Origin of the sequence: Cohnella rhizosphaerae (assembly GCF_029525575.1) — a bacterium.
GTDB classification, from domain to species: Bacteria; Bacillota; Bacilli; order Paenibacillales; family Paenibacillaceae; genus Cohnella; species Cohnella rhizosphaerae.
This window is the reverse complement of sequence record NZ_JAPDIA010000007.1, coordinates 912,414-931,877: the sequence shown is the minus strand read 5'-3', so window position 1 is coordinate 931,877 and position 19,464 is coordinate 912,414. Positions and strand designations below refer to the sequence as shown.

The 19,464-nt window shown below is 60.4% G+C and carries 20 protein-coding genes, 3 pseudogenes and 2 riboswitches; of the genes and pseudogenes, 6 read left to right on the top strand and 17 right to left on the bottom strand.

What is annotated here, in order from left to right:
- Positions 1–3: 3 nt before the first annotated feature.
- From OMP40_RS22095 to upp, 8 genes and pseudogenes are all read right to left on the bottom strand, one after another.
- Positions 4–549 (bottom strand): F0F1 ATP synthase subunit delta, encoded by a 546-nt coding sequence (locus OMP40_RS22095; protein ID WP_277534576.1) that lies wholly within the window; start codon positions 547–549, stop codon positions 4–6.
- Positions 546–1,031 carry a F0F1 ATP synthase subunit B gene (gene atpF, locus OMP40_RS22090; protein WP_277534575.1) on the bottom strand — a complete coding sequence of 162 codons (486 nt, stop codon included), beginning with the start codon at positions 1,029–1,031 and terminating at the stop codon, positions 546–548. Before atpF ends, OMP40_RS22095 begins: the two co-directional genes overlap by 4 nt.
- A gap of 115 nt (positions 1,032–1,146) precedes the next feature.
- Complete coding sequence (gene atpE, locus OMP40_RS22085; protein ID WP_090116173.1) at positions 1,147–1,368, bottom strand: F0F1 ATP synthase subunit C; 222 nt, start codon at positions 1,366–1,368, stop codon at positions 1,147–1,149.
- Positions 1,369–1,403: 35 nt separating this feature from the next.
- Complete coding sequence (atpB, locus tag OMP40_RS22080) at positions 1,404–2,159, bottom strand: F0F1 ATP synthase subunit A (RefSeq protein ID WP_277534573.1); 756 nt, start codon at positions 2,157–2,159, stop codon at positions 1,404–1,406.
- A 1-nt stretch (position 2,160) separates the two neighbouring features.
- A complete protein-coding gene (locus OMP40_RS22075; RefSeq protein ID WP_338131203.1) occupies positions 2,161–2,514 on the bottom strand; it encodes an ATP synthase subunit I in 354 nt (117 codons plus the stop codon).
- Positions 2,515–2,568: 54 nt separating this feature from the next.
- Positions 2,569–2,820 carry an AtpZ/AtpI family protein gene (locus OMP40_RS22070; protein ID WP_277534571.1) on the bottom strand — a complete coding sequence of 84 codons (252 nt, stop codon included), beginning with the start codon at positions 2,818–2,820 and terminating at the stop codon, positions 2,569–2,571.
- A 369-nt stretch (positions 2,821–3,189) separates the two neighbouring features.
- Positions 3,190–4,329 (bottom strand): non-hydrolyzing UDP-N-acetylglucosamine 2-epimerase, encoded by a 1,140-nt coding sequence (gene wecB / locus OMP40_RS22065; RefSeq protein ID WP_277534570.1) that lies wholly within the window; start codon positions 4,327–4,329, stop codon positions 3,190–3,192.
- Between the two features lie 32 nt (positions 4,330–4,361).
- Positions 4,362–4,992, bottom strand: a pseudogene (gene upp, locus OMP40_RS22060) (uracil phosphoribosyltransferase).
- Between the two features lie 173 nt (positions 4,993–5,165).
- Between upp and OMP40_RS22055 the strand changes: the two are divergent.
- The 4 genes and pseudogenes from OMP40_RS22055 to OMP40_RS22040 all read left to right on the top strand — a co-directional run bounded on the left by OMP40_RS22055 (position 5,166) and on the right by OMP40_RS22040 (position 8,868).
- A complete protein-coding gene (locus OMP40_RS22055; protein ID WP_277534568.1) occupies positions 5,166–5,876 on the top strand; it encodes an S-layer homology domain-containing protein in 711 nt (236 codons plus the stop codon).
- 33 nt (positions 5,877–5,909) lie between these two features.
- On the top strand, positions 5,910–6,221 hold the full coding sequence (locus tag OMP40_RS22050) for an acetyl-CoA acetyltransferase (protein WP_277534566.1): 312 nt from the start codon (positions 5,910–5,912) through the stop codon (positions 6,219–6,221).
- Positions 6,222–6,354: 133 nt separating this feature from the next.
- A pseudogene (locus tag OMP40_RS40310) lies at positions 6,355–7,284 on the top strand (MFS transporter); the annotation flags it as partial.
- Between the two features lie 544 nt (positions 7,285–7,828).
- Positions 7,829–8,868: pseudogene (locus OMP40_RS22040) on the top strand (NADH:flavin oxidoreductase/NADH oxidase).
- Between the two features lie 1,025 nt (positions 8,869–9,893).
- On the opposite strand, the gene OMP40_RS22035 reads toward OMP40_RS22040, so the two are convergent.
- The 9 genes from OMP40_RS22035 to rpiB form a co-directional block, all read right to left on the bottom strand.
- Positions 9,894–10,637, bottom strand: a complete 744-nt coding sequence (locus OMP40_RS22035; protein ID WP_277534562.1) for a helix-turn-helix domain-containing protein — start codon at positions 10,635–10,637, stop codon at positions 9,894–9,896.
- 113 nt (positions 10,638–10,750) lie between these two features.
- Entirely contained in the window at positions 10,751–11,530 is a 780-nt protein-coding gene (locus OMP40_RS22030) for a DUF4247 domain-containing protein (RefSeq protein WP_277534560.1), read from the bottom strand.
- Positions 11,527–12,042: a DUF4178 domain-containing protein gene (locus tag OMP40_RS22025; RefSeq protein WP_277534559.1), complete on the bottom strand. Its 516-nt coding sequence runs from the start codon at positions 12,040–12,042 to the stop codon at positions 11,527–11,529. Before OMP40_RS22025 ends, OMP40_RS22030 begins: the two co-directional genes overlap by 4 nt.
- Positions 12,043–12,066: 24 nt before the next feature.
- Positions 12,067–12,471, bottom strand: coding sequence for a DUF350 domain-containing protein (locus OMP40_RS22020; RefSeq protein ID WP_277534558.1), 405 nt, complete (start codon positions 12,469–12,471; stop codon positions 12,067–12,069).
- Positions 12,472–12,638: 167 nt separating this feature from the next.
- A complete protein-coding gene (locus tag OMP40_RS22015; protein WP_277534556.1) occupies positions 12,639–13,307 on the bottom strand; it encodes a PspA/IM30 family protein in 669 nt (222 codons plus the stop codon).
- Positions 13,308–13,480: 173 nt separating this feature from the next.
- A complete protein-coding gene (locus tag OMP40_RS22010; protein WP_420872030.1) occupies positions 13,481–14,554 on the bottom strand; it encodes a KamA family radical SAM protein in 1,074 nt (357 codons plus the stop codon).
- Between the two features lie 164 nt (positions 14,555–14,718).
- Positions 14,719–14,866: riboswitch (cyclic di-AMP (ydaO/yuaA leader) on the bottom strand.
- Between the two features lie 108 nt (positions 14,867–14,974).
- On the bottom strand, positions 14,975–16,225 hold the full coding sequence (locus tag OMP40_RS22005) for a serine hydroxymethyltransferase (protein WP_277534551.1): 1,251 nt from the start codon (positions 16,223–16,225) through the stop codon (positions 14,975–14,977).
- Positions 16,226–16,410: 185 nt separating this feature from the next.
- Positions 16,411–17,004: a TIGR01440 family protein gene (locus tag OMP40_RS22000; protein ID WP_277534549.1), complete on the bottom strand. Its 594-nt coding sequence runs from the start codon at positions 17,002–17,004 to the stop codon at positions 16,411–16,413.
- Positions 17,005–17,029: 25 nt separating this feature from the next.
- Positions 17,030–17,488: a ribose 5-phosphate isomerase B gene (gene rpiB / locus OMP40_RS21995; protein WP_277534547.1), complete on the bottom strand. Its 459-nt coding sequence runs from the start codon at positions 17,486–17,488 to the stop codon at positions 17,030–17,032.
- Between the two features lie 88 nt (positions 17,489–17,576).
- Positions 17,577–17,658: riboswitch (ZMP/ZTP riboswitch) on the bottom strand.
- A 101-nt stretch (positions 17,659–17,759) separates the two neighbouring features.
- Between rpiB and OMP40_RS21990 the strand changes: the two genes are divergently transcribed.
- Positions 17,760–18,374 carry an SLOG family protein gene (locus tag OMP40_RS21990; protein WP_277534546.1) on the top strand — a complete coding sequence of 205 codons (615 nt, stop codon included), beginning with the start codon at positions 17,760–17,762 and terminating at the stop codon, positions 18,372–18,374.
- 138 nt (positions 18,375–18,512) lie between these two features.
- Positions 18,513–19,412 (top strand): Rpn family recombination-promoting nuclease/putative transposase, encoded by a 900-nt coding sequence (locus OMP40_RS21985; protein ID WP_277534545.1) that lies wholly within the window; start codon positions 18,513–18,515, stop codon positions 19,410–19,412.
- Positions 19,413–19,464: the final 52 nt, after the last annotated feature.

The following is a 19,464-nucleotide window of genomic DNA, read 5'->3' as shown; positions in this document are numbered from 1 at the left end:
ATATTACAGACTCGTTTGAAGTTCCTTCGATAGACGGTTCAGCTTGCCGCGCAGGCTGCCGTCGTATAGCGTATCGCCGATGCGGACGGTGATGCCGCCGATCAGCGACTCGTCGACTTGGCCGATGACACGCACCTTCTTGCCGATAATCGCCGCGAATTGCGTCGAGATTTCTTCGGCCTGCTCGGGCGTGAGCGCCTTGGCCGACGTGACCAGCGCGTCGGCGCGTCCGAGGACGCCGCCCGCGACCGACATATAAGCATCCAGCACAGCCGGGATCTCGGTCTCGCGACCGCGTTCGACCAGCAGGCTGACCGTGTTCAGCACATTTTGCGACATCTTGTCGCCGAACGTGCCGCGCAGCAGCGCGATTTTCTTGTCCAGCGTGATGTTCGGAGCCGACAGGAAGACGCGTACGTCCGCGTTCGCCTCGATCGCGTCAGCGATCAGCTTCAGCTCGTTCTCCGTGCTGGCTACGGCGTCTTGCTCGCGCGCCAGATCGAAGAGCGCCCTGGCGTATCGTTTGGCTACGACCGTACCGCGGCTCATGACTTCTTACCTACGTCTTTGAGATATTGATCGACCAGCTCGCCTTGGGCGCCCGCGTCGACCTGCTTCTCGAGGATCTTGCTGGCGATCTGTACGGACAGGCCGCCGACTTCGGACTTGAGCGATGCGATCGCCTTGTTTTTCTCGGCTTCGATGTCGCGTACCGCCTCTTCCTTCAGGCGGCTCGATTCGCCGCGCGCCGCGGCGATGATGTCGTCGGCTTGCTTGGAGCCGGTCGACTTCGCTTGCTCGATAATATCGTAGGCTTCCTTGCGCGCTTGCTGCAGCGATTGCTTCTGCTCTTCGAGGAAGCGCTCGCTCTCGGAGCGGTTGCGCTCGGCCGTGTCGATCTGCTCTTTAACAAGCTGACGGCGCTTTTCCATGATGCCGAAAAGCGGACCGAAGGCGTACTTCGACAGCAGCAGATACAAGATGCCGAATGCGATGACTTGAACAAAAAAGTTGGTCCATGTGATGGTCAACGATAGCCACTCCTTTCACCCAAAAACTGTCGATCAAATCCGAATTGCGCCCGCTTGCATAAGGAAGGCGTGGAGGCAGATGGCTCTCCGCGCCTAACGTTATAGATGAAATTGCTTACTTCGCCATGAAGATGAACGCGAGGACGAGGGAGATGATCGGCAGTGCTTCGACCAGACCTACGCCGATGAACGCCGTCGTTTGCAGGGCGCCGCGCAGTTCAGGCTGGCGGGAGATACCTTCGACCGTCTTGGAGAAGATCAGACCGTTACCGATACCGGCGCCGAGCGCGCCAAGGCCGAACACGATTGCAGCTGCTAACAGAGCATAAATTTCCATTTGTGAATTTCCTCCTCAAATTGGGTACTTAGGGATTAATGATCTTCTTCGTGAATGCTGGCTTGACCGATATAAACCATGGTCAGCATCGTGAATACGAATGCCTGGATGGCGCCTACGAATATACTGAAACCTTGCCAGACGAGCAGCGCCGGAATGCCGACCCAGCCCATGCCAAGGATAACGCCGATCATGACTTCGCCGGCGTAAATGTTGCCGAATAGCCGGAGACCGAGCGTCAGCGGCTTGGCGACCGTCTCGATCAGGTTGATCGGAAAGAAGAACGGCCACGGCTCGAAGTAATGCTTGAGGTAATGCTTGCGGTTGTGGCGGAAACCCTGAATGTGCGAGATCACGATGACGGTAAGGGCGAGCCCCATCGTCATAGCGGCGTCAGCCGTAGGAGACTTCCACCATGCGAAGTGCGCTTCCTCCTCCCCATTCATGAACAGGTCCATTCCGAGGAACGTCGCGTGACCGTGCGCTTCGGTAATGAAGTTGAACGGAAGGCCGAGCATGTTGCCGATGAAAATGTAGATGATCAGCGTAAGACCGAGGCTCAGGTAGACGCGACCCCGTTTGAAGTCCGTCGCCATCCCGATGATGTTGCTGACGAATTCGACGACCCATTCCATGAAGTTCTGCAGCTTGCCGGGATTGTCCACGGACAGGTTGCGAACGGACAGGCGCGCGAGTACAAATGCGACGATGCTGGTCACGATGACCATGATGATAGCCGCAAGGTCGAACTTCACACCGCCGAGAATGACGATTGGCGCTAAGTGATCCATGTTAGTGCTTTTCACCCCTTTCATCGGTGGCGTGGCCGCCTTGGCGGCGTCTGGACAAGATACCCAGTAGGAGTGTTGCCAACGGCGCCGCAATTAATCCCGCTACGGTAGCCGGGAGATTGAACTCGAGCAGGCGAACCGACACGAATGCGGCGAGCAATGCCAGCGCGGCGCGGGAGAGGAAGCCGAAGCCCGATCGGGGTCTTCTGCCGCCGGATGCGGCCTCGCCGATCCGAACGGTCTTCCAAGCCAGATGCCACGCGACGAGCAGGCTGCCGATCGCGCCGATCAGGAACCCTCCGAAGACAGTCTTGTAAGCGGGCAATATCGCCCACCCGAGACATCCCATGGACAAAAAAAAAGAACGTAATGCGAGAAACCTTCTTCATCAAAGCAGGCAAATCGTCCATCATTTGCCCCTTCCCTTGACGGCGAACTTCCGAATAAGGCCTACAGCCGAACCGATGCCGGCGACGAGGCCGACGAGAAGTCCGACCAGATACCAAGTTGAGGTGCCGCGGTTGCCGTCTGCGACGGATCCGATCCACCAGCCCAGGCCGACGCATACGGCCAGTTCGGCGCCGATCGCGGTTACGAGCCCGGCTGCCCGCCATGGATTCTCGTCCGGCGGCAGAGGCGGCTTGCGTTCGGATTCGGGCATGGACATCCGCTCCTTTGATCCCACCAACAAGAAATTCGACTAAAAGTAAGCCCTTTCTTCCTAATGGTTCAGGTAATATTGTATCCTTGGCCGATGGGATTTGTCAATTCGCATAAATTCAAACATTATGTGAACGCAAGCCCGCCAAACCCTTGATAAATCTGGATTCTTCCGCTTCCCAAACCGTACAGTTGCGCTGTATGCTGTAGACAATTGCGCCTCGATTCGTCCGTCCGCGCCGCCCCGATTCGCCGTCCGGCGAGGAATTCGCCGTCATTTGCCGTCAATTCAAGACGGCTTCCAAGCGGAAAAGGCGACGGACCGCCTACGAGGCCTTAATCCCCATATGCCCTGCCGTCGCCCGCCCCGTCAACCTTCAAAGGCCGACGGACGTTCACCCCTGCCGAAATGGTGCAGGATCGCTTGCGCGATCCGCTTCGAAGCCCGCCCGTCCCCGTACGGATTGGCGGCGCGGCTCATGCGCTCGTAAAGCGCCGAATCGGAGAGCAAGGCGCTCGCCCTGTCGAAGATCAGATGCTCGTCCGTGCCGACGAGCTCCAGCGTGCCGGCTCCGACGCCTTCCGGACGCTCCGTCGTATCCCGAAGCACCAGCACGGGTACGCCGTACGACGGCGCCTCTTCCTGGAGGCCGCCCGAATCGGTGAGGATGAGGTACGTGTGTTTGTAAAAGTTGTGCAGCTCGACGACGTCGAGCGGATCGATCAGCCGAATGCGCGGATGATCGCCCGAAATCTCCTCGGCCGGCCCCTTGACGGCCGGATTCGGATGCACCGGGTAGACGACGGCGATATCCTCGTGCGTCTCCGCGAGCTTGCGGACCGCGCGGAAGATTTGCCTGTGCGGCTCGCCCTGGTTCTCCCGGCGGTGGGCCGTCATCAGCACCAGACGCTTGCCTTTCGCCCAATCGAGCACGGGATGCGAGAAGTCCGGTTTGACCGTGTATTGGAACACGTCCGTCACCGTATTGCCCGTCACGTAGATGCGGTCTTCGGGCTTGCTTTCCTTGCGCAGGTTGCCCGCCGACCACTGGGTCGGCGCGAAGTGCGCGTCGGCGAGCACGCCGGTCAACTGCCGGTTCATCTCCTCCGGATACGGAGAGAGCTTGTTCCAGGTGCGCAAGCCCGCTTCGACGTGTCCGATCTGAATCTGCTGCAGGAACGCGGCATAGCTGGCCAGGAAGCTCGTCAGCGTATCGCCGTGCACGAGCACCATGTCCGGCTTGGCCTCGGCCAGAATCGGCTCCAGCCCTTGCAGGACGCGAATCGTGATCTCGTTCAGCGTCTGCCCGACCTGCATGACATTCATATCGTAGTCCGGCCGGATATCGAAAATATCCAGCACTTGATCGAGCATCTGCCGGTGCTGCGCGGTCACGCAGACGGTGGATTCGATCAGCCCGGGGTATTTTTGCAGCTCCAGCACGAGCGGCGCCATCTTGATCGCTTCGGGGCGCACGCCGAAGATCGACATGATTTTAATCGGTTTCACAAGTCCGTTCCTCCCACAAGCCTCGCTCGTCTTTATTTCGTTCCGTACAGCCGGTCGCCGGCGTCGCCGAGACCCGGCACTATGTATCCGTGTTCGTTGAGGTGCGAATCCAAGGACGCGACGAAAATATCGATATCGGGATGCGCCTCCTGAACGGCCTTGACGCCCTCGGGCGCCGCGATCAGGCACATCAGCTTCGTCGGCTTGCAGCCGCGCTGCTTCAGGATCGAGATCGCCGCATTGGCCGAGCCGCCCGTCGCGAGCATCGGATCGAGCACGATAAGCTCGCGCTCCGTCACGTCCGTCGGCAAGCTGACGTAATACTCGACCGGCTGCAGCGTCTCCTCGTCCCGGTACAGGCCGATATGGCCGACGCGCGCGGACGGCAGCAGCTTCAGGACGCCGTCGACCATGCCGAGGCCGGCGCGCAGAATCGGGATCAGGCCGACCATGCGGCCCGCGATGACCTTGCCCTCGGCTTCGACGACCGGGGTCTGCACCTTCGCCGTCGTAAGCGGGAAGTCGCGCGTCGCCTCGTACGCCATGAGCGTGGAGATCTCGTCCACGAGCTCCCGGAACTGTTTGGTTTCCGTCTTTTTTATCCCGTAAAAAAGTAACTTTATGCTGGATCAGCGGGTGGTCGCATACTTGCAATCGCCCCATGGTGTTCCTCTCCTTTGCCCGTTCAGATGCCCGTCCATTATATCATTGTCTCCCCCGCGGCGCATCCATGCGCCGCCAACGCTTCCACCGCTCGCTTCCGCGCAGATTCCTCTGCAACGTTCGCCGCTGCGCGCCGATATTTAAATCAGAAACAACAAGGGAGGCGTGTTGATTTGAAAAAGACAAAGCAGGCATTGTCGGCGCTGGCGGCAGGCGCGGTCTTGCTGGCCGCGCTCGGCGGCTCCGCAACTGCAGCAGGCTCTGCGGCCGAAGAAAAGCTTAAGGCGCTTATCGATGCAGGCATCATCTCCGGCGACCTGAAGGGCAACCTCAATCTCGGCGACAACATTACGAGAGCCCAACTCGCCGTCATCATGGTTCGCGCGTTCGGTTTGGAAACCGAAGCCAAACCGCCTGTCCAGACGGCTTCCTTCACCGACGTGGCGCCGGGTTCCTGGTACAGCGGTTATATTGCCGCGGCCAAGAATCTGATCGAAGATAACGGCTACACGCTCGGCACCGGGGGCGGCAAGTTCAATCCGAACGGCAACGTCACGTCCGCCGAAGCGGTTGCCTTGCTGTGCAAGTTTCTGGACATCAAGCCCGATTCGTCTACGAGCGATTGGGCGTCCGCTTACGTCAAAGCCGCCTTGGAGAAAGGCATCCTGGACGCCAACTCGGCCAAAGGGATCAGCAAAACGAAGCCCGCCACCCGGGAGACCGTCTTCACATACGCGAACACCGCGTTCGGAAAAGTCAAGGACGAGGACGGCAAGACGATTTTCGACAAGCTGAAGGAAGGCGTCGGCAGCGGCGTCTATAACAAAAAAAGAGAGCGGCACCGCGCCGTAATGTTCGTCACCCCCGGGTCTTCCTCCGCATAGGCTGATATCACCAAGCACTGGGAGGATTCGACCATGACTTCGAAAAGCAAAGCGTTGGATACCAGCGCGCCAATCTACGAAGCCGATCAAGATTGGGTCGCAGGCGCGAAGCAGATCCGGCAAAAGCTGTCCGACGTCTGCGGCGCCCACCATAATCGGAACGTGCGCGTGAAGACGATCGACGGCCACGCCTATGAGGGAACGGTCGTCGGCGTAGACGGCTGCCACCTTCATCTGGCCGTCGCGCCGAGCGCGATGGACGCCCGCTTTTTCGGACCGTTCGCCGCAAATGCGATCTTGACGCTCGTGCTGTACGAACTGCTCGTCATTACGCTGCTCATTTGATCGGCGCCTCGATCCCGCCCTCGCCTAAGAGGACGGGATTTTTTTCATTTATGATTTTCCCGCGCCGCGACCATCCTAATCAGACTGCGCCCGGTTCGGGCAGTGAATTCCAGCGCGACATCAGGAGGTCGGCATGCCGGGTACATCATCGAAACCTTCTCTTTTCCCGCCGATGGGACGCGAACGGGAACGCAAGTTTACGGACGCCGGACGCGCGCAGGACGAGCCGCGGGCGACCGGCAAGGCCAAGCTCGACCGCCAAGCCGTGCTGCTGCTCGCCGTGAATGCATTGTTCACCTGCGGCAATGCGCTCTCCGCCACTTTCGTCAACATCTACATTTGGAAAATCAAACACGATTACGCGCTGCTGGGCTGGTTTGCCGTCGTGCATCAGCTTGCGATGTCCCTTACCTTCTGGCTGGCCGGAAAGTGGGTCAAAGAAGGCAACAAGATGAACGCGCTGCGCGGAGGCGTCATCGCGGCAGCCGCCTTTTACGGCCTGGTGCTCGCCTTCGGGACGCGCGCCGCAGACGCGGTGCCGGTCTTGGGGCTCGTGCAGGGCGTTTCCTCCGGCCTGTTCTGGCTGTCGTTCAACGTCGTCTACTTCGAGATCACCGGCCCGGACAATCGCGACCGCTTCAACGGCTGGGCCGGACTGCTCGGCTCGCTGGCCGGGATGCTGGCGCCCTGGCTCTCCGGCCTGCTCATCGCGAGCAGCGGCGGCAATGCGGGCTACCGTCTCATCTTCGGCATTTCCCTAGCCATTTTCGTCGCGGGCGCCGCGATCACTTTCGGACTTCATAAGCGAGAACCGTCCGGGCGTTACGACTGGCGCATCGGGCTTGGCGGGCTGCTTCGAAAAGGCAATCCATGGCGCGCCATCGCCGGCGCGATGGTCGCGCAGGGACTGCGGGAAGGCATCTTCGGATTCGTCATCGCCCTGCTCGTCTATACGTCGACGGGCAGCGAGATGAAGCTCGGGAGCTTCTCGCTCTATACGTCCGCCGCCGCCTTCCTCAGCTTCTGGGTCGCCGGCAGGCTGCTGAAGCCGAGATTGCGATTTTGGGGCATGCTCATAGGCGCCGCGATGATGACCTTGTTTATCGTGCCGCTCTTGGGGGGGGACGGGCTATTCCGAGCTGCTTATTTTCGGTTTGGGCACCGCCATTTTCGCGCCGCTCTTCTCCATCCCTTCCGTGTCGGTCGTCTTCGATCAGATCGGGGGAAACGAAGCGGACGTCAAGCGGCGCGAGGAACGGGTCATCCTTCGCGAGCTGGCGCTGAACGCAGGGCGTTTCATCGGAGCCATGACGTTTATCGTTTGCGTCTCCGTCAGCGCCGATCCCGCGCTCATCCGCGTGCTCCTGCTCGTGTTCGGCAGCTCTCCGCTGCTGGTTTGGGCGCTGCTCCGCAAGCGTCTAAGACGCGCGGCGACCACGGGGGCAAAAAGCGAGCCTTGAGGGACGAGCGATGCGGGGGCGCATTCACGCTTCAAGCGTCCAACGTTTTTTCCGAGCAATCTGGTTGCACGGCTCTATTTATCCAGGTACAATACCAACTGATACTAGTTTATATACAGTTCCAAGGAAAGCGAGTGAATGAACGAGATGAGCCAGCTTGGATCCCCTTTTACGCTAAAAAGGATTAACGCTCCGCAATCGCATCGCCATGAGTCCGATGTGCCAATATTCCGTCGAAGCGGAAGACGGCGCGCCGAACGAGTGGCACTTCGTTCACTACGTCTCCCGCGCCGTCGGCGGCGCCGGCCTCGTCCTCGTCGAGATGACCGACGTCGAGCCCGACGGCCGCATCACGAACCGGGATCTCGGCCTATGGTCGGACGAACAGATCCCCGCCTACCGGCGCATCGTCGACGAGGTCCACAAGCACGGCGCCAAGATCGGCGTCCAGCTCGCGCATGCGGGACGAAAGGCGCTTGACGCCGAACCGCCGGTCGGCCCGTGGAACGTGCCGTTCGACGACAAAGCGAAGCAAGCCGCGCGCGCTCACGACCGAAGAAGCATGGGCAATGGTCGGCAAATTCGCCGATGCAGCGGCCCGCGCGGTCAAAGCCGGCTTCGACACGATCCAGCTGCACGGCGCGCACGGCTACCTGATCCATCAATTCCACTCGCCGGGCATCAACAAGCGCGACGACGAGTTCGGTCGCGATAAAGCCAAATTCGGCGTCGAGGTCATCAAGGCCGTCAAGGCCGTGCTGCCGCCCGATATGCCGCTGCTGATGCGCGTATCCGCGATCGAGTACGCCGAGTATGCCTACGGGCTCGACCATATGCTGGAGGTTGCGCGCGCTTATCGCGACGCCGGCGTCGACATGTTCGACGTCTCCACCGGCGGCGAAGGCGGCCCGGCGGTCAAGGGCAAACCCGGCAATTACCCGGGCTACCAGGTTCCATTCGCACGCGCCCTGAAGGACGCGCTTGGGGTCCCCGTCAGCGCCGTAGGCATGCTGGACGATCCCGAGCTCGCCGAGCACGTCGTCGCCTCCGGAGACGCCGACCTCGCCGTGATCGGCCGCGCCATGCTGCGCAATCCGTACTGGGCGATCGACGCCCTGCGCCGTCTCGACGGCACAACCGACCTCGTCGCCACGGCGTACGAGCGGGGCTACCACGGGCATCGCTGATATCGCGACACTATGAAGCCGACGCGGACATCGCCCGCGTCGGCTTTTTATATTCTACCGCCTCCTTAGCCTCCATCTCCGCCGCATGCCGTTCATCGCATCCCATCGGTCACCATGCAAATTTATGGTGCATCTTCGCCCCTCTCGCCGCTCAGTCGTCGCCTCGCGCGGTCACCATGCACATTTATGGTGCATCTTCGCCCCCGCCACCTCTCACTCGCCTCCTCGCGCGGTCACCATGCACATTTATGGTGCATCTTCGCCCCTCTCGCCGCTCACTCGCCTCCTCGCGCGGTCACCATGCACATTTATGGTGCATCTTCGCTCCCGCCGCCGCTCACTCGTCTCCTCGCGTGGTCACCATGCACATTTATGGTGCAATCTTCACTCCCGCCGCCGCTCACTCGCCGCCTCGCGCGGTCACCATGCACATTTATGGTGCATCTTCGCCCCTGTCGCCGCTCACTCGCCGCCTCGCGCGGTCACCATGCACATTTATGGTGCCTCTTCGCCCCCGCCGCCGCTCACTCGCCGCCTCACAAGGTCACCATGCACATTTATGGTGCATCTTCGCCCCTCTCGCCGCTCACTCGCCGCCTCGCGCGGTCACCATGCACATTTATGGTGCATCTTCGTCCCTCTCGCCGCTCACTCGCCGCCTCGCGCGGTCACCATGCACATTTATGGTGCATCTTCGCTCCCGCCGCCGCTCACTCGCCGCCTCACGTGGTCACCATGCACATTTATGGTGCATCCTCGCTCCCGCCGCCGCTCACTCGTCGCCTCGCGCGGTCACCATGCACATTTATGGTGCATCTTCACTCCCGCCGCCGCTCACTCGCCGCCTCGCGCGGTCACCATGCACATTTATGGTGCATCTTCGCTCCCGCCGTCGCTCACTCGCCGCCTCACGCGGTCACCATGCACGTTTATGATGCATCTTCGCTCCCGCCGCCGCTCACTCGTCGCCTCGCGCGGTCACCATGCACATTTTATGGTGCCTCTTCGCTTTCGCCTCGCGGGCACTATTCCGCCTTTGTACTCAGCAAGTAACGATACTTATGCTTGTGGTCCTCGCACACAGGCACGATTAATCCCTTGCTGACTAACGATGCAATGTATCTCGATATCGTATTGCGGTGCAGTCCCAATTCATTCCGTAATTCGAACGGCTCCAACGGCCCGGAAGAACGAGCCGCATATTCGAGTATTCGTCTTTCGGTAATCGTCAGTTCTAAGCGTTCGTAGGTATCTATCCTCAATTTCCCCAACATTTGCTGCAGCACCTGTTGACACTGTCTGGGTTTGTCGCGAATGGAAAGAAAAGCGAGCCGGATCACGGACCAGCCGTCGATGATGAGGTGGTTTTGGCGCATGAGTTCATCTTCATATTCTGAAGGCGTCGCGTTCAAGCGATGCGAAGTCCGGCCGTCCACCTCGATCGCCACACGATATGCATTGGTCAAGAAGGCAAAGTCGATGTACCGGAAACCGTCTTTGTAATCCTTAACCTCAAATTCGGGAATGAGTCCCTTCAAACTACCGAAAGCGGGAAACCAAGTGAAGCGCAAAAAGTACATGGAGGCAAACGTCAAACCGGACTTCAACCGCTTAAGCCTCGCGCCTTTGGCTGCCCGGAGCGTCGCGGCCCACCAATTGACGAACGCCTTTTCAAACTGCCTGTTCATCTCCGGATCTCCCTGTTTGTAAAGAGGATCGGACATAAACCTCTTCAAATCAAAAGCACGCTCGTCCTTATCTAATTTCACTGCGCCTCATCTCCTAGCCAACATCGAATAAAAACAAAAAACGCCGCCCGCTCCCATCACTCAAAGTGAGGGAACAAGCAGCGCGTGCTTCACGCCAATTATTCTACATAACGTCATCGTCGCCTAATTCGCCCCGAGCCTCCGAAGCTCGTTCGCGGCTTCGTCGTCTTGCGCGGCTTGAAGCTCGAGCCCGACTTGCTGCCTGAGCCGCTCGTGCCATCGCGGGTGATGCTGCCCGTCGACGACTTCTTTTTGCCGAACAATCCGTCCGATCCTACGCTGCTGCCGGAGTCGGACTTGCCGCCCCGCTTGAAGATCGAGCCCTTCTTGTCCACCGTGAGCGGCGGCGCGACTTTCTGATCGCTCACCGTCGGCGTCCGATAGGTGCCGGTGGTCGGCGGATACGACTTCTGGCTGCCGTAGCCGCGATAGTCGCCGTAATAACCGCCCCGCGACGAATCGAACAGGTTCCCGATCAAGCTCGCGAGCAGGTAGCCTTCGAGAAACGAAGGGCTGTAGTTCTGCCGCACGTATTCTTTGGAGTCTACCTCGACCAGGCTGTCCGCCGCGTTGTTCGGATCCTTCTGCACGTGAATGATCTGATCCGCGTACACGAGGAACATGTGATCCGGATCTTCCTTGGACACCTGCTGCGGATTTTTCTTGGCCTCGAGCGCCGCGGCGACCTCCTGGACCGTCTCGCCCGCCGCGCGGTAGACGTACGAGGTCTGGCTGCCGCTGCCGCTCACCGACTCGAGCGGATACGTCTCCTGAACGTTCAGGCTCGAACCGCATGCGGAGAGCAGCGTCGCGAAGAGCGCCAGCATCACGGTCAGGTGGATCGAAGAACGCAGCCAACCGCGGCCGGATCGCCGACGCCACGGACGGCTCATCGTCCGCTCCCTTTCAGCCACTCGACGTCGCCGGGCAGCACGCTCTCGCCTTCATACAGCATGAAGCGCCCGTCCTGCCACTCGATCCGGAGCAGCTTGCGCCCGTCGGACTGGAAGCGCCAGACGTATACTTCGCCCCCGGCCGAGGTAAAGGGCGTGCTGCCCGCCTCGACGATCCGGGTGCTGTACTGATCCTCCAGATGATAATCGATGCCGTCCAGCTCGATATGCGCCGGCACCTCGTCCATCGAATCGAGTCGTCCGTCGATCGTATTGAATAAGGAATACGACAGATCGAGCCGCTGCTCGATGTTCAAGTAGCGCACGTCCGCGCCGTCCCGCAGCGTCAGCCACACTTCGTTGCGGGCGGTCGGCTTCGTGCGGCCGGTCACCTGGTAGGTGACAAGGGATACCTCGCACACGTCCCCCGGCCCCATCGTCAACACGCTTCGCTCTTGCGGAAGCGGCTCGGCTTTTTTCAAAATATTTTTAACCCGTTTGAACAGGCTCATCTGTTGTCCTCCTCTCCCGCAGCCCTACAGGCACGAGCCGATGATCATCGCGCCGACCAGATGCAGGGAGCCCGCGATCAGGCCATGCCCCACGATGCCGTCCCGCACGCCCTCGTCCAAACGCAAATCCCCGATGCGCCTGAACGCGAATTCGACGATCCACTCCAGCACGAACAGGATGACGAACGAAATAAACGAGACGAGCAGCGCCTCGCCCAGATCGTCGGACGTCACGATCGAGCGGGACAAAATATAGCCCTGGGCGACGAGCTTCAGCACGAACCGAACGGTAACGGCCGTATTGCCCTTCTTCATCTCGGCCATATCCTTGTACTTGGTAAAATAAGCGTCGATGCCCATGAGCACGAACAGAAGCACCGCGCCCGCCGCCGTCCACAGCAGCGTGCCGACCACGTTTTCAATCGTCACTTTTAACGTCTCTCCTCCCGCGGATAAACCGGGCGGTTCCCGACTCCCCGCGGGAACGGGCCGCCCGATGCGCGCCGTTTCGGACGCGCCATGCACGTCTTACCTCATTTTAGCTTAGATGGGCATTTGAAAAAAGGACCCCGCGGGGGAGTCCTCTTCGAGCGCCTTTAGCTCTCGTACTTTTTCAGCAAAGCCGCCAGTTCGTCCTCGACCGCCTTGTCCTTGCCCAGCGCCGCGAACTCGTCGTCCAGCGACTTGCCCTTGGACTGGCTGAGCTCCTCGGTTGCCTCCGCATGAGCCTCCATCTGCCGGACCTTCTCTTCCATCCGGCTGAGTCCGGACATCGCGGTGTCGGTGCCGAAGCCCGCCATCGCTTTGTTGATGCCGGCCTGCGCCTTGGCGGCGTTGGCGCGGGCGACGAGCGTCTCGCGACGGTTCTTGAGATCGGTGAACTGCTTGCGCATCTCGTCGAGCTTCAGGCGCAGATTGTCGGCGGCCTGCTTGTTCTGCTCGTAGCTGGCCTTGTACTCATTCGCCTTCGTATCGGCCGTTTTCTTCTCCTCGAGCGCGCGGCGGGCCAGGTCGATATTCTTCGCCTGCGCCGCGATGTTCGCCTGTTCCTCGCGCTTGGCGACGAGGGCGGCTTGCTCTTCGTACAGCTGCTTGAAACGCTTCTCGATCGCGATCTGGGCGGCGACGGCCTTCTCGGCGTCCTCGAGATCCTCCGCCATGTCGCGCAAATATTGATCGGTCATTTTGACCGGGTCTTCCGCCTTTTCGATCAGGGCATATACGTTCGACAGCGTGAGATCGCGCAACCGTTTAAAAATAGACATGTACACGAATCCTCCTCTTGTCCGCGTGTTCGCGGCTATGTATGTTAGTACGCGGATGCAGGCCGACCGTTTCAACATTTCCCCGGGCGCCCGCGAATATCCGTCAAAATAAATATACATCCGGCCCGCCTCGGAAGGCAAAGCCGGATGCATGGCGGCAGTCGCGCGGTCCATCAGTCTCCGATCTGATACGGCCGTTTGACGTATGAAGTGCGGAGTCCGTAATCTTCGGAATCCGTCCAATCGATCTGCAGCGCCCCGATCCTGGATTCGCTGCCCGGCAGCTCGCTCAGCCACAGCGCGTCGTCGGGACAATCGGCGGTGATGAACTTGCCCGCGTCGTCGTCGGGAGACGCATGAAACTTCAGGTAAGCCTTGCCGCCCTCGACGGCCAGCACCTCGACGAAGCCCGCGTCGTGGTTGACCGCAAGACGCGCTCTCCGCCCGAGTCCCGCCGTCGTCAGCTTGGCCTCTTCGACCAGCCGGTACGCCCTGGACAACGGTACCGCGAACTCGCCGCTCTCCTCGCTCGGCCGGTCGACAAAAAAGTAATACGGCGTCACGCCGGCCAGCTCGAGGCGTTCAAGCAGCTCGCCCAGCAGCTCCGGCGCGTCGTTGATCCCGCCCAGGATCGGCGTCCGGTTCACGATGACCGCGCCGGCGTCGCCAAGCGAGCGAAACGCGCGAATCGCCTGGTCCGTCATCTCCCGGGGATGATGGATGTGCGCCATCAGGTAAAGCGGCTTCGACGGCGTCGAAAATTCGCGGATCAGTCGCAGCAGGCCGAGGTCGTCCGATATGCGCATCGGGTCCATGACCGGCATACGCGTGCTAAGCCGAATGATGCCGACGTGCGGAATGGCGCGCAGGCTCTTAAGCAGCTTGCGCAGCTTAAGCGTAGGCAGCTTGAAGCAGTCGCCGCCGGCCAGGATGACCTGCCGAATCTCCGGGTGGGCCGCCACATAATCGAGCGCAGGCGAAACGCCTTCTTCAGCCTCCGCCTCGGTGAGCATCAGGAAAGCGGATGTCCGAAACTTGTGCCGATAGCCTTGGGCCAAATAATCGGCCTCGTCGTCCGAGGCGCCCCAGATGCCTTTGCCGCCGGCCGCCGGCAGGGATGGAGACAGCAGCTTGCGGAGCGGATCGTTCGCGTCGCCCCAATCGATGAGGCTATGATAGTACGTGTTCGTGGACGTGCAAACAGGAGCGGCAGCGTCTAGGTCCATGTTTCTGGCGAATTCCGGCATGGCCAACGTGAATTCCTCCTTCTCCCGGTGTAAAGTCGACACGCCCCGAAGGACAGAAAAGACCCTTCTGCAGCAGGCGCGCGCAATACGCTTAGCCAGACAGAGGGGTCTTGTAGAGACGCCAAAAGACCCGGCGTGGGTCATTCAAGCTTCAATAATGTTAGATGTGACCCATCCACTGCCTACGAGGTTAGCTGACGGACTCGGGTAAGATGGTACCCTATGAAGCCTGACAAAGACTTCAATTCGCCCCGTAAAGATTCGGTTCCCCCCGCTTCCCGGCCGATACCGGGAATTAAGCGTACACTTAGTTTATACCGAATGTCCCGAATCGTCAAACAAAACAGCGCCCAATTCGGCCTCGAAAGGTCAAAATTGGGCGCCTGTACCTGTTTTTAGGCGATTGGGACGGGACGGATCTTAGTATTCAAGACCTTGGTAAAGCGGATATTGCGCGGCGAGCTCGCGCACGAGCTTGCGGGCTTCTTCCAGCTTGGTCTCGTCCTTGGCGTTCTTCAGCGTGATGGCGATCGCCTGGCCGATCTTCTTCATCGCCGCGGCGTCCATGCCGCGCGAAGTAACGGCCGGGGTGCCAATGCGGATGCCGCTCGTAATGAACGGGCTCGTCGGATCGAACGGGATCGCGTTCTTGTTGACGGTAATGCCGACGGAGTCGAGCACATGCTCGGCATCCTTGCCCGTGATGTTCAGGTTGCGGGTGTCCACGAGCATCAGGTGATTGTCCGTGCCGCCGGAGACAAGGTTGATGCCCTCAGCGGTCAGCGATTCGGCGAGCGCCTTGGCGTTGGTCACAACGTTGGCCGCGTAGTCCTTGAAGGACGGCTGCAGCGCTTCGCCGAGCGCGACGGCCTTGGCCGCGATCGTGTGCATGAGCGGGCCGCCTTGCGTGCCGGGGAATACCGCTTTGTCGATCGCCGCCGCCCAAGGCTTGGTGCAGAGGATCAGGCCGCCGCGCGGACCGCGCAGCGTCTTGTGCGTCGTCGTCGTGACGAAGTGCGCGTGCGGCACCGGGCTCGGGTGCTGGCCGCCTGCCACGAGGCCGGCGATATGCGCCATGTCGACCATGAACAGCGCGCCTACGTCGCGGGCGATCTGGCCGAGGACTTCGAAGTCGATGATGCGCGGATAAGCGCTCGCGCCGGCGACGATCATGCGCGGACGATGCTTGAACGCCGCTTTGCGGACTTCGTCGTAGTTGATCGTGAACGTCGACTCATCGACGCCGTAAGCGACGAAGTTGTACAGGATGCCCGACGCGTTGACCGGGCTGCCGTGCGTCAGGTGACCGCCGTGCGCCAGGTTCATGCCGAGCACGGTGTCGCCCGGTTGCAGCGCAGCGAGGTATACGGCGAGGTTCGCCTGCGCGCCTGAGTGCGGCTGCACGTTGGCATGCTCGGCGCCGAACAGTTCCTTCGCGCGGTTGCGGGCGATCTCCTCGGGGATGTCGACGTATTCGCAGCCGCCGTAGTAACGCTTGCCCGGATAGCCTTCAGCGTACTTGTTCGTGAGCACCGTGCCCATCGCTTCGAGAACGGCCTCGCTTACGATGTTCTCGGACGCGATCAGCTCGAGGTTGTCGCGTTGGCGGCCGAGCTCGAGGTTAAGGGCTTTGACGATCTCGGGGTCTTGCTTGCGCAGATTGGCGGTCATGGTTGGTCCTCCTTAGGATTATGGGAAAAGTTGATTTATGGTAAGGGATGGTTGGTGAAAAGGCGTTCGCTTGGCGGCCGGCTTCGGCCGATTGGCCCGCGGGGCGCATGGCCACCGTCCGGCGTGCCGTTAGCCGATTTTATCGGCTATCTCGCCGAAATGGGCCGCTGCCGCGCCCCGGCGACTCAGTCGCAGGTGCCTGACGGAGGCGTCTGCCTCGCAGGCGGCGCGTATACGGCGCGCTCGCCGCCGATCAGCTTCGGCCGCGCGTAAGCCATCGTCACCCGCGCCTCGCCGACCCAGCGGCTGGAAGGCCTGAGCGGCACGGCGACGGGGCGCAGATGCATGCCGATCATCGTTTCGCCGATATCGAGTCCCGCGTCGACGGAAACCGCCTCGACGAGGCAAGGATCCGTCAGTTGGCCGTATGCATAGGCCGCCATGGAGCCGCCGGCCTTGGGCACCGGCACGGCCGACACGATCGTCCAGCCCCGGGCCGCGGCCAAGCTTCGCTCGGTCACGAGCGCGCGGTTCAGGTGCTCGCAGCATTGCCACACCGTCTCGAAGCCCCTCCGGTCGCGAACGCGACGCACGCCTTCGTAAATCTCGCGGGCGACGGCCGGCGCTCCGGACGTACCGATCCGGCGGCCCTGCACTTCGCTCGTGCTGACGCCCAGCACGACGATCTGTCCCGCGCCCAAAGCCGCGGCTTCGGCCAGCTCGGACAGCGCCCTTTCGACTTGGCCCGACACGGGCAACGCTTGGTCTTGGTCAGTCATCGTCGCTTCGCGCCTCCCTGTCCGTTCAAGGATGAAGTGCCTGCTGCGTTTCGATCGCCTTGACCTTGTTCAACCGGCCGACGTGGCGCGGACCTTCGGAGAAGGGCGTGTCCAGCCAGACGCGCACGATCTCCTCGGCGACGCCGGGACCGACGACGCGCTCGCCCATCGCCAGTACGTTGGTGTCGTTATGCTCGCGCGTAGCCTTGGCCGAGAACAGATCGTGCACGAGCGCGCAACGGATGCCCGGCGTCTTGTTCGCCGCGATCGACATGCCGATCCCGGTGCCGCAGATCAGAATGCCCCTGTCCGCTTCTCCGCTGACGACTTTGTCGCATACGGGCACGGCATAATCCGGGTAGTCCACCGAGTCCGCGCAATTGCATCCGAGATCGATAATCCGGTGACCCTGCGCTTCCAGGAACGGGACGATGACGTCCTTGAGACGATAGCCCGCGTGGTCGGCGCCGATAGCGATGATCATGACTGTACCTACCTCCCTTGATTGTCAGATGTATTATACCGAATTTGCCGCAAAAAGACGAAAAAGAGCACGCGTGCTAAAGCACGCTGCTCTCTGCCCAGGCGACCGGCCGACATTCCGGTGCTCCACTGTGGTTAATCCCACTTGTGTCGCCAGTTACACCGGAACTGCAACTTGTAGCTCCATCATAACGAAGGAAAATGCCGAAGTCAATCGAAAATAGACTATAATCAACCTTATAAAGGCCATGACGGTTGAGTAAGGAGCACGCATGAACAATCTGCTGATCACCGGATACCGCGCGCACGAGCTCGGCATTTTCGGACAGAAACACAAGGGCATTCCTTATATACGCAAGGCGATCGAGTCCAAACTCGTCCCTTTGGTCGAAGAGGGTCTCGAGTGGGTCGTCACGCCCGGTCAGTACGGCGTCGATCTGTGGGCATGCGAATCGGTCATCGCGCTGAAAAAGCATTATCCGCAGCTCCGGCTGTCCATCCTGACGGCATTCGAGGGCCAAGAGGAAAAGTGGAGCGAGGACAAGCAGGAATATTACCGCGGCATTCTGAAGGATGTCGACTTTTATGGCGCCGTTAGCAAACAGCCTTACAGCGGCCCTTGGCAGTTCGCGGCGCGAGACGACCTGCTTCTCCGCAAAACGGAAGGCATCATCCTCGTTTACGACGAGGAAGCCGGAGACGCCAGCCCTAAGTTCATGAAGGAAAAGGCGCTGCGCAAAAACCGCGAGGACGGCTATCTCTATCTCTCGGTGAGCTCCGAGGACATCCAAAGCGCCGCGAACGAGGAGCAGTACGACATGGCGGACGGGATCGGCGAATCGGAAAATGACGAGGAACGAGGCCGTGACTGGAATGATGAGATTTGATTGAAGCTTGCAGTTGCTTCGACGCCGCATGCCTGTTAAACTGATGTCACGAATACGGTCGCAAAGCATGCGCCGCACGCTCTCATACGAGAGTTTGCGGCGCTTTTCTTTTTTCCGGGGGGAGCGTGACGATCCGATATGGCGCCGCACGACGAAGCGTTCAAAAAGCTGCTGCAAGCTTTTTTCGCCGAATTCATGTCCTTGTTTTTCCCCGAGCTTCATCGTTTAATCGACTTCGCCCATACTCGCTTTCTCATGCAGGAGCTTTTGGTGGACGTCGTCGGCGGCGAGAAACGTACGGTGGACCTGCTCGTCGAAGTGCGCTTGCGCGGCAGAAACGTCTTCATCCTCATTCATCTGGAGCCTCAATCTTATGCGCAGGCGGATTTCGGAGAGCGGATGTTTCTATACTTTGCGCGGCTGCTCGAACGTCACCGCAAAGCCTACAAGGTGATCCTCCCCGTAGCCATATTCACCGGAAGCCGCGCCAGAGACGAGCCTGACGGATATTCGATGCGCTTTGAGGACGAGCGTATCGTGGAGTTCCGCTATCGCAAGCTGGAGCTGGCACGCCTGGATTGGCGGCGCTTCGCCAAGTCGGACAATCCCGTGGCCGCTGCGCTGTTGTCGCGGATGGGTTATAATGAAAAAGACAGACGCGAGCTTCGCCTGTCGTACCTGAGAATGCTGGCGAGGCTGCATCCGAAGCTGGACGACGCCAAATTGGCGCTCGTCATGTCGATCGCGGATCTTTATTACGGGCCCGAAGCCGAAGAGGACCGGTCCATTTTGCGCGAGCTGCACGCCCGCGATCCGAAGGAGGCCGAACGCGTAATGGAATTGATGCCAGCTTGGAAGCGCTGGGGCTACGAGGAAGGCTTGGAGGAAGGCTTGGAAAAGGGAAGAGAAAAAGGCATTGAAGCCGGCCGCGCCGAGAGCGTGCGCAAGCTGCTGGCAAAGGGCTTCACGCCCGGCCAGATCGCCGAACTGCTCGATCTGCCGCAGGACGAGGTCGCAAAGCTGCGGGATTCGCATTAAAATAGCGCCGCCTGCTCCAAGGACACGGAGCAAGCGGCGCTTTGCCGTTCGA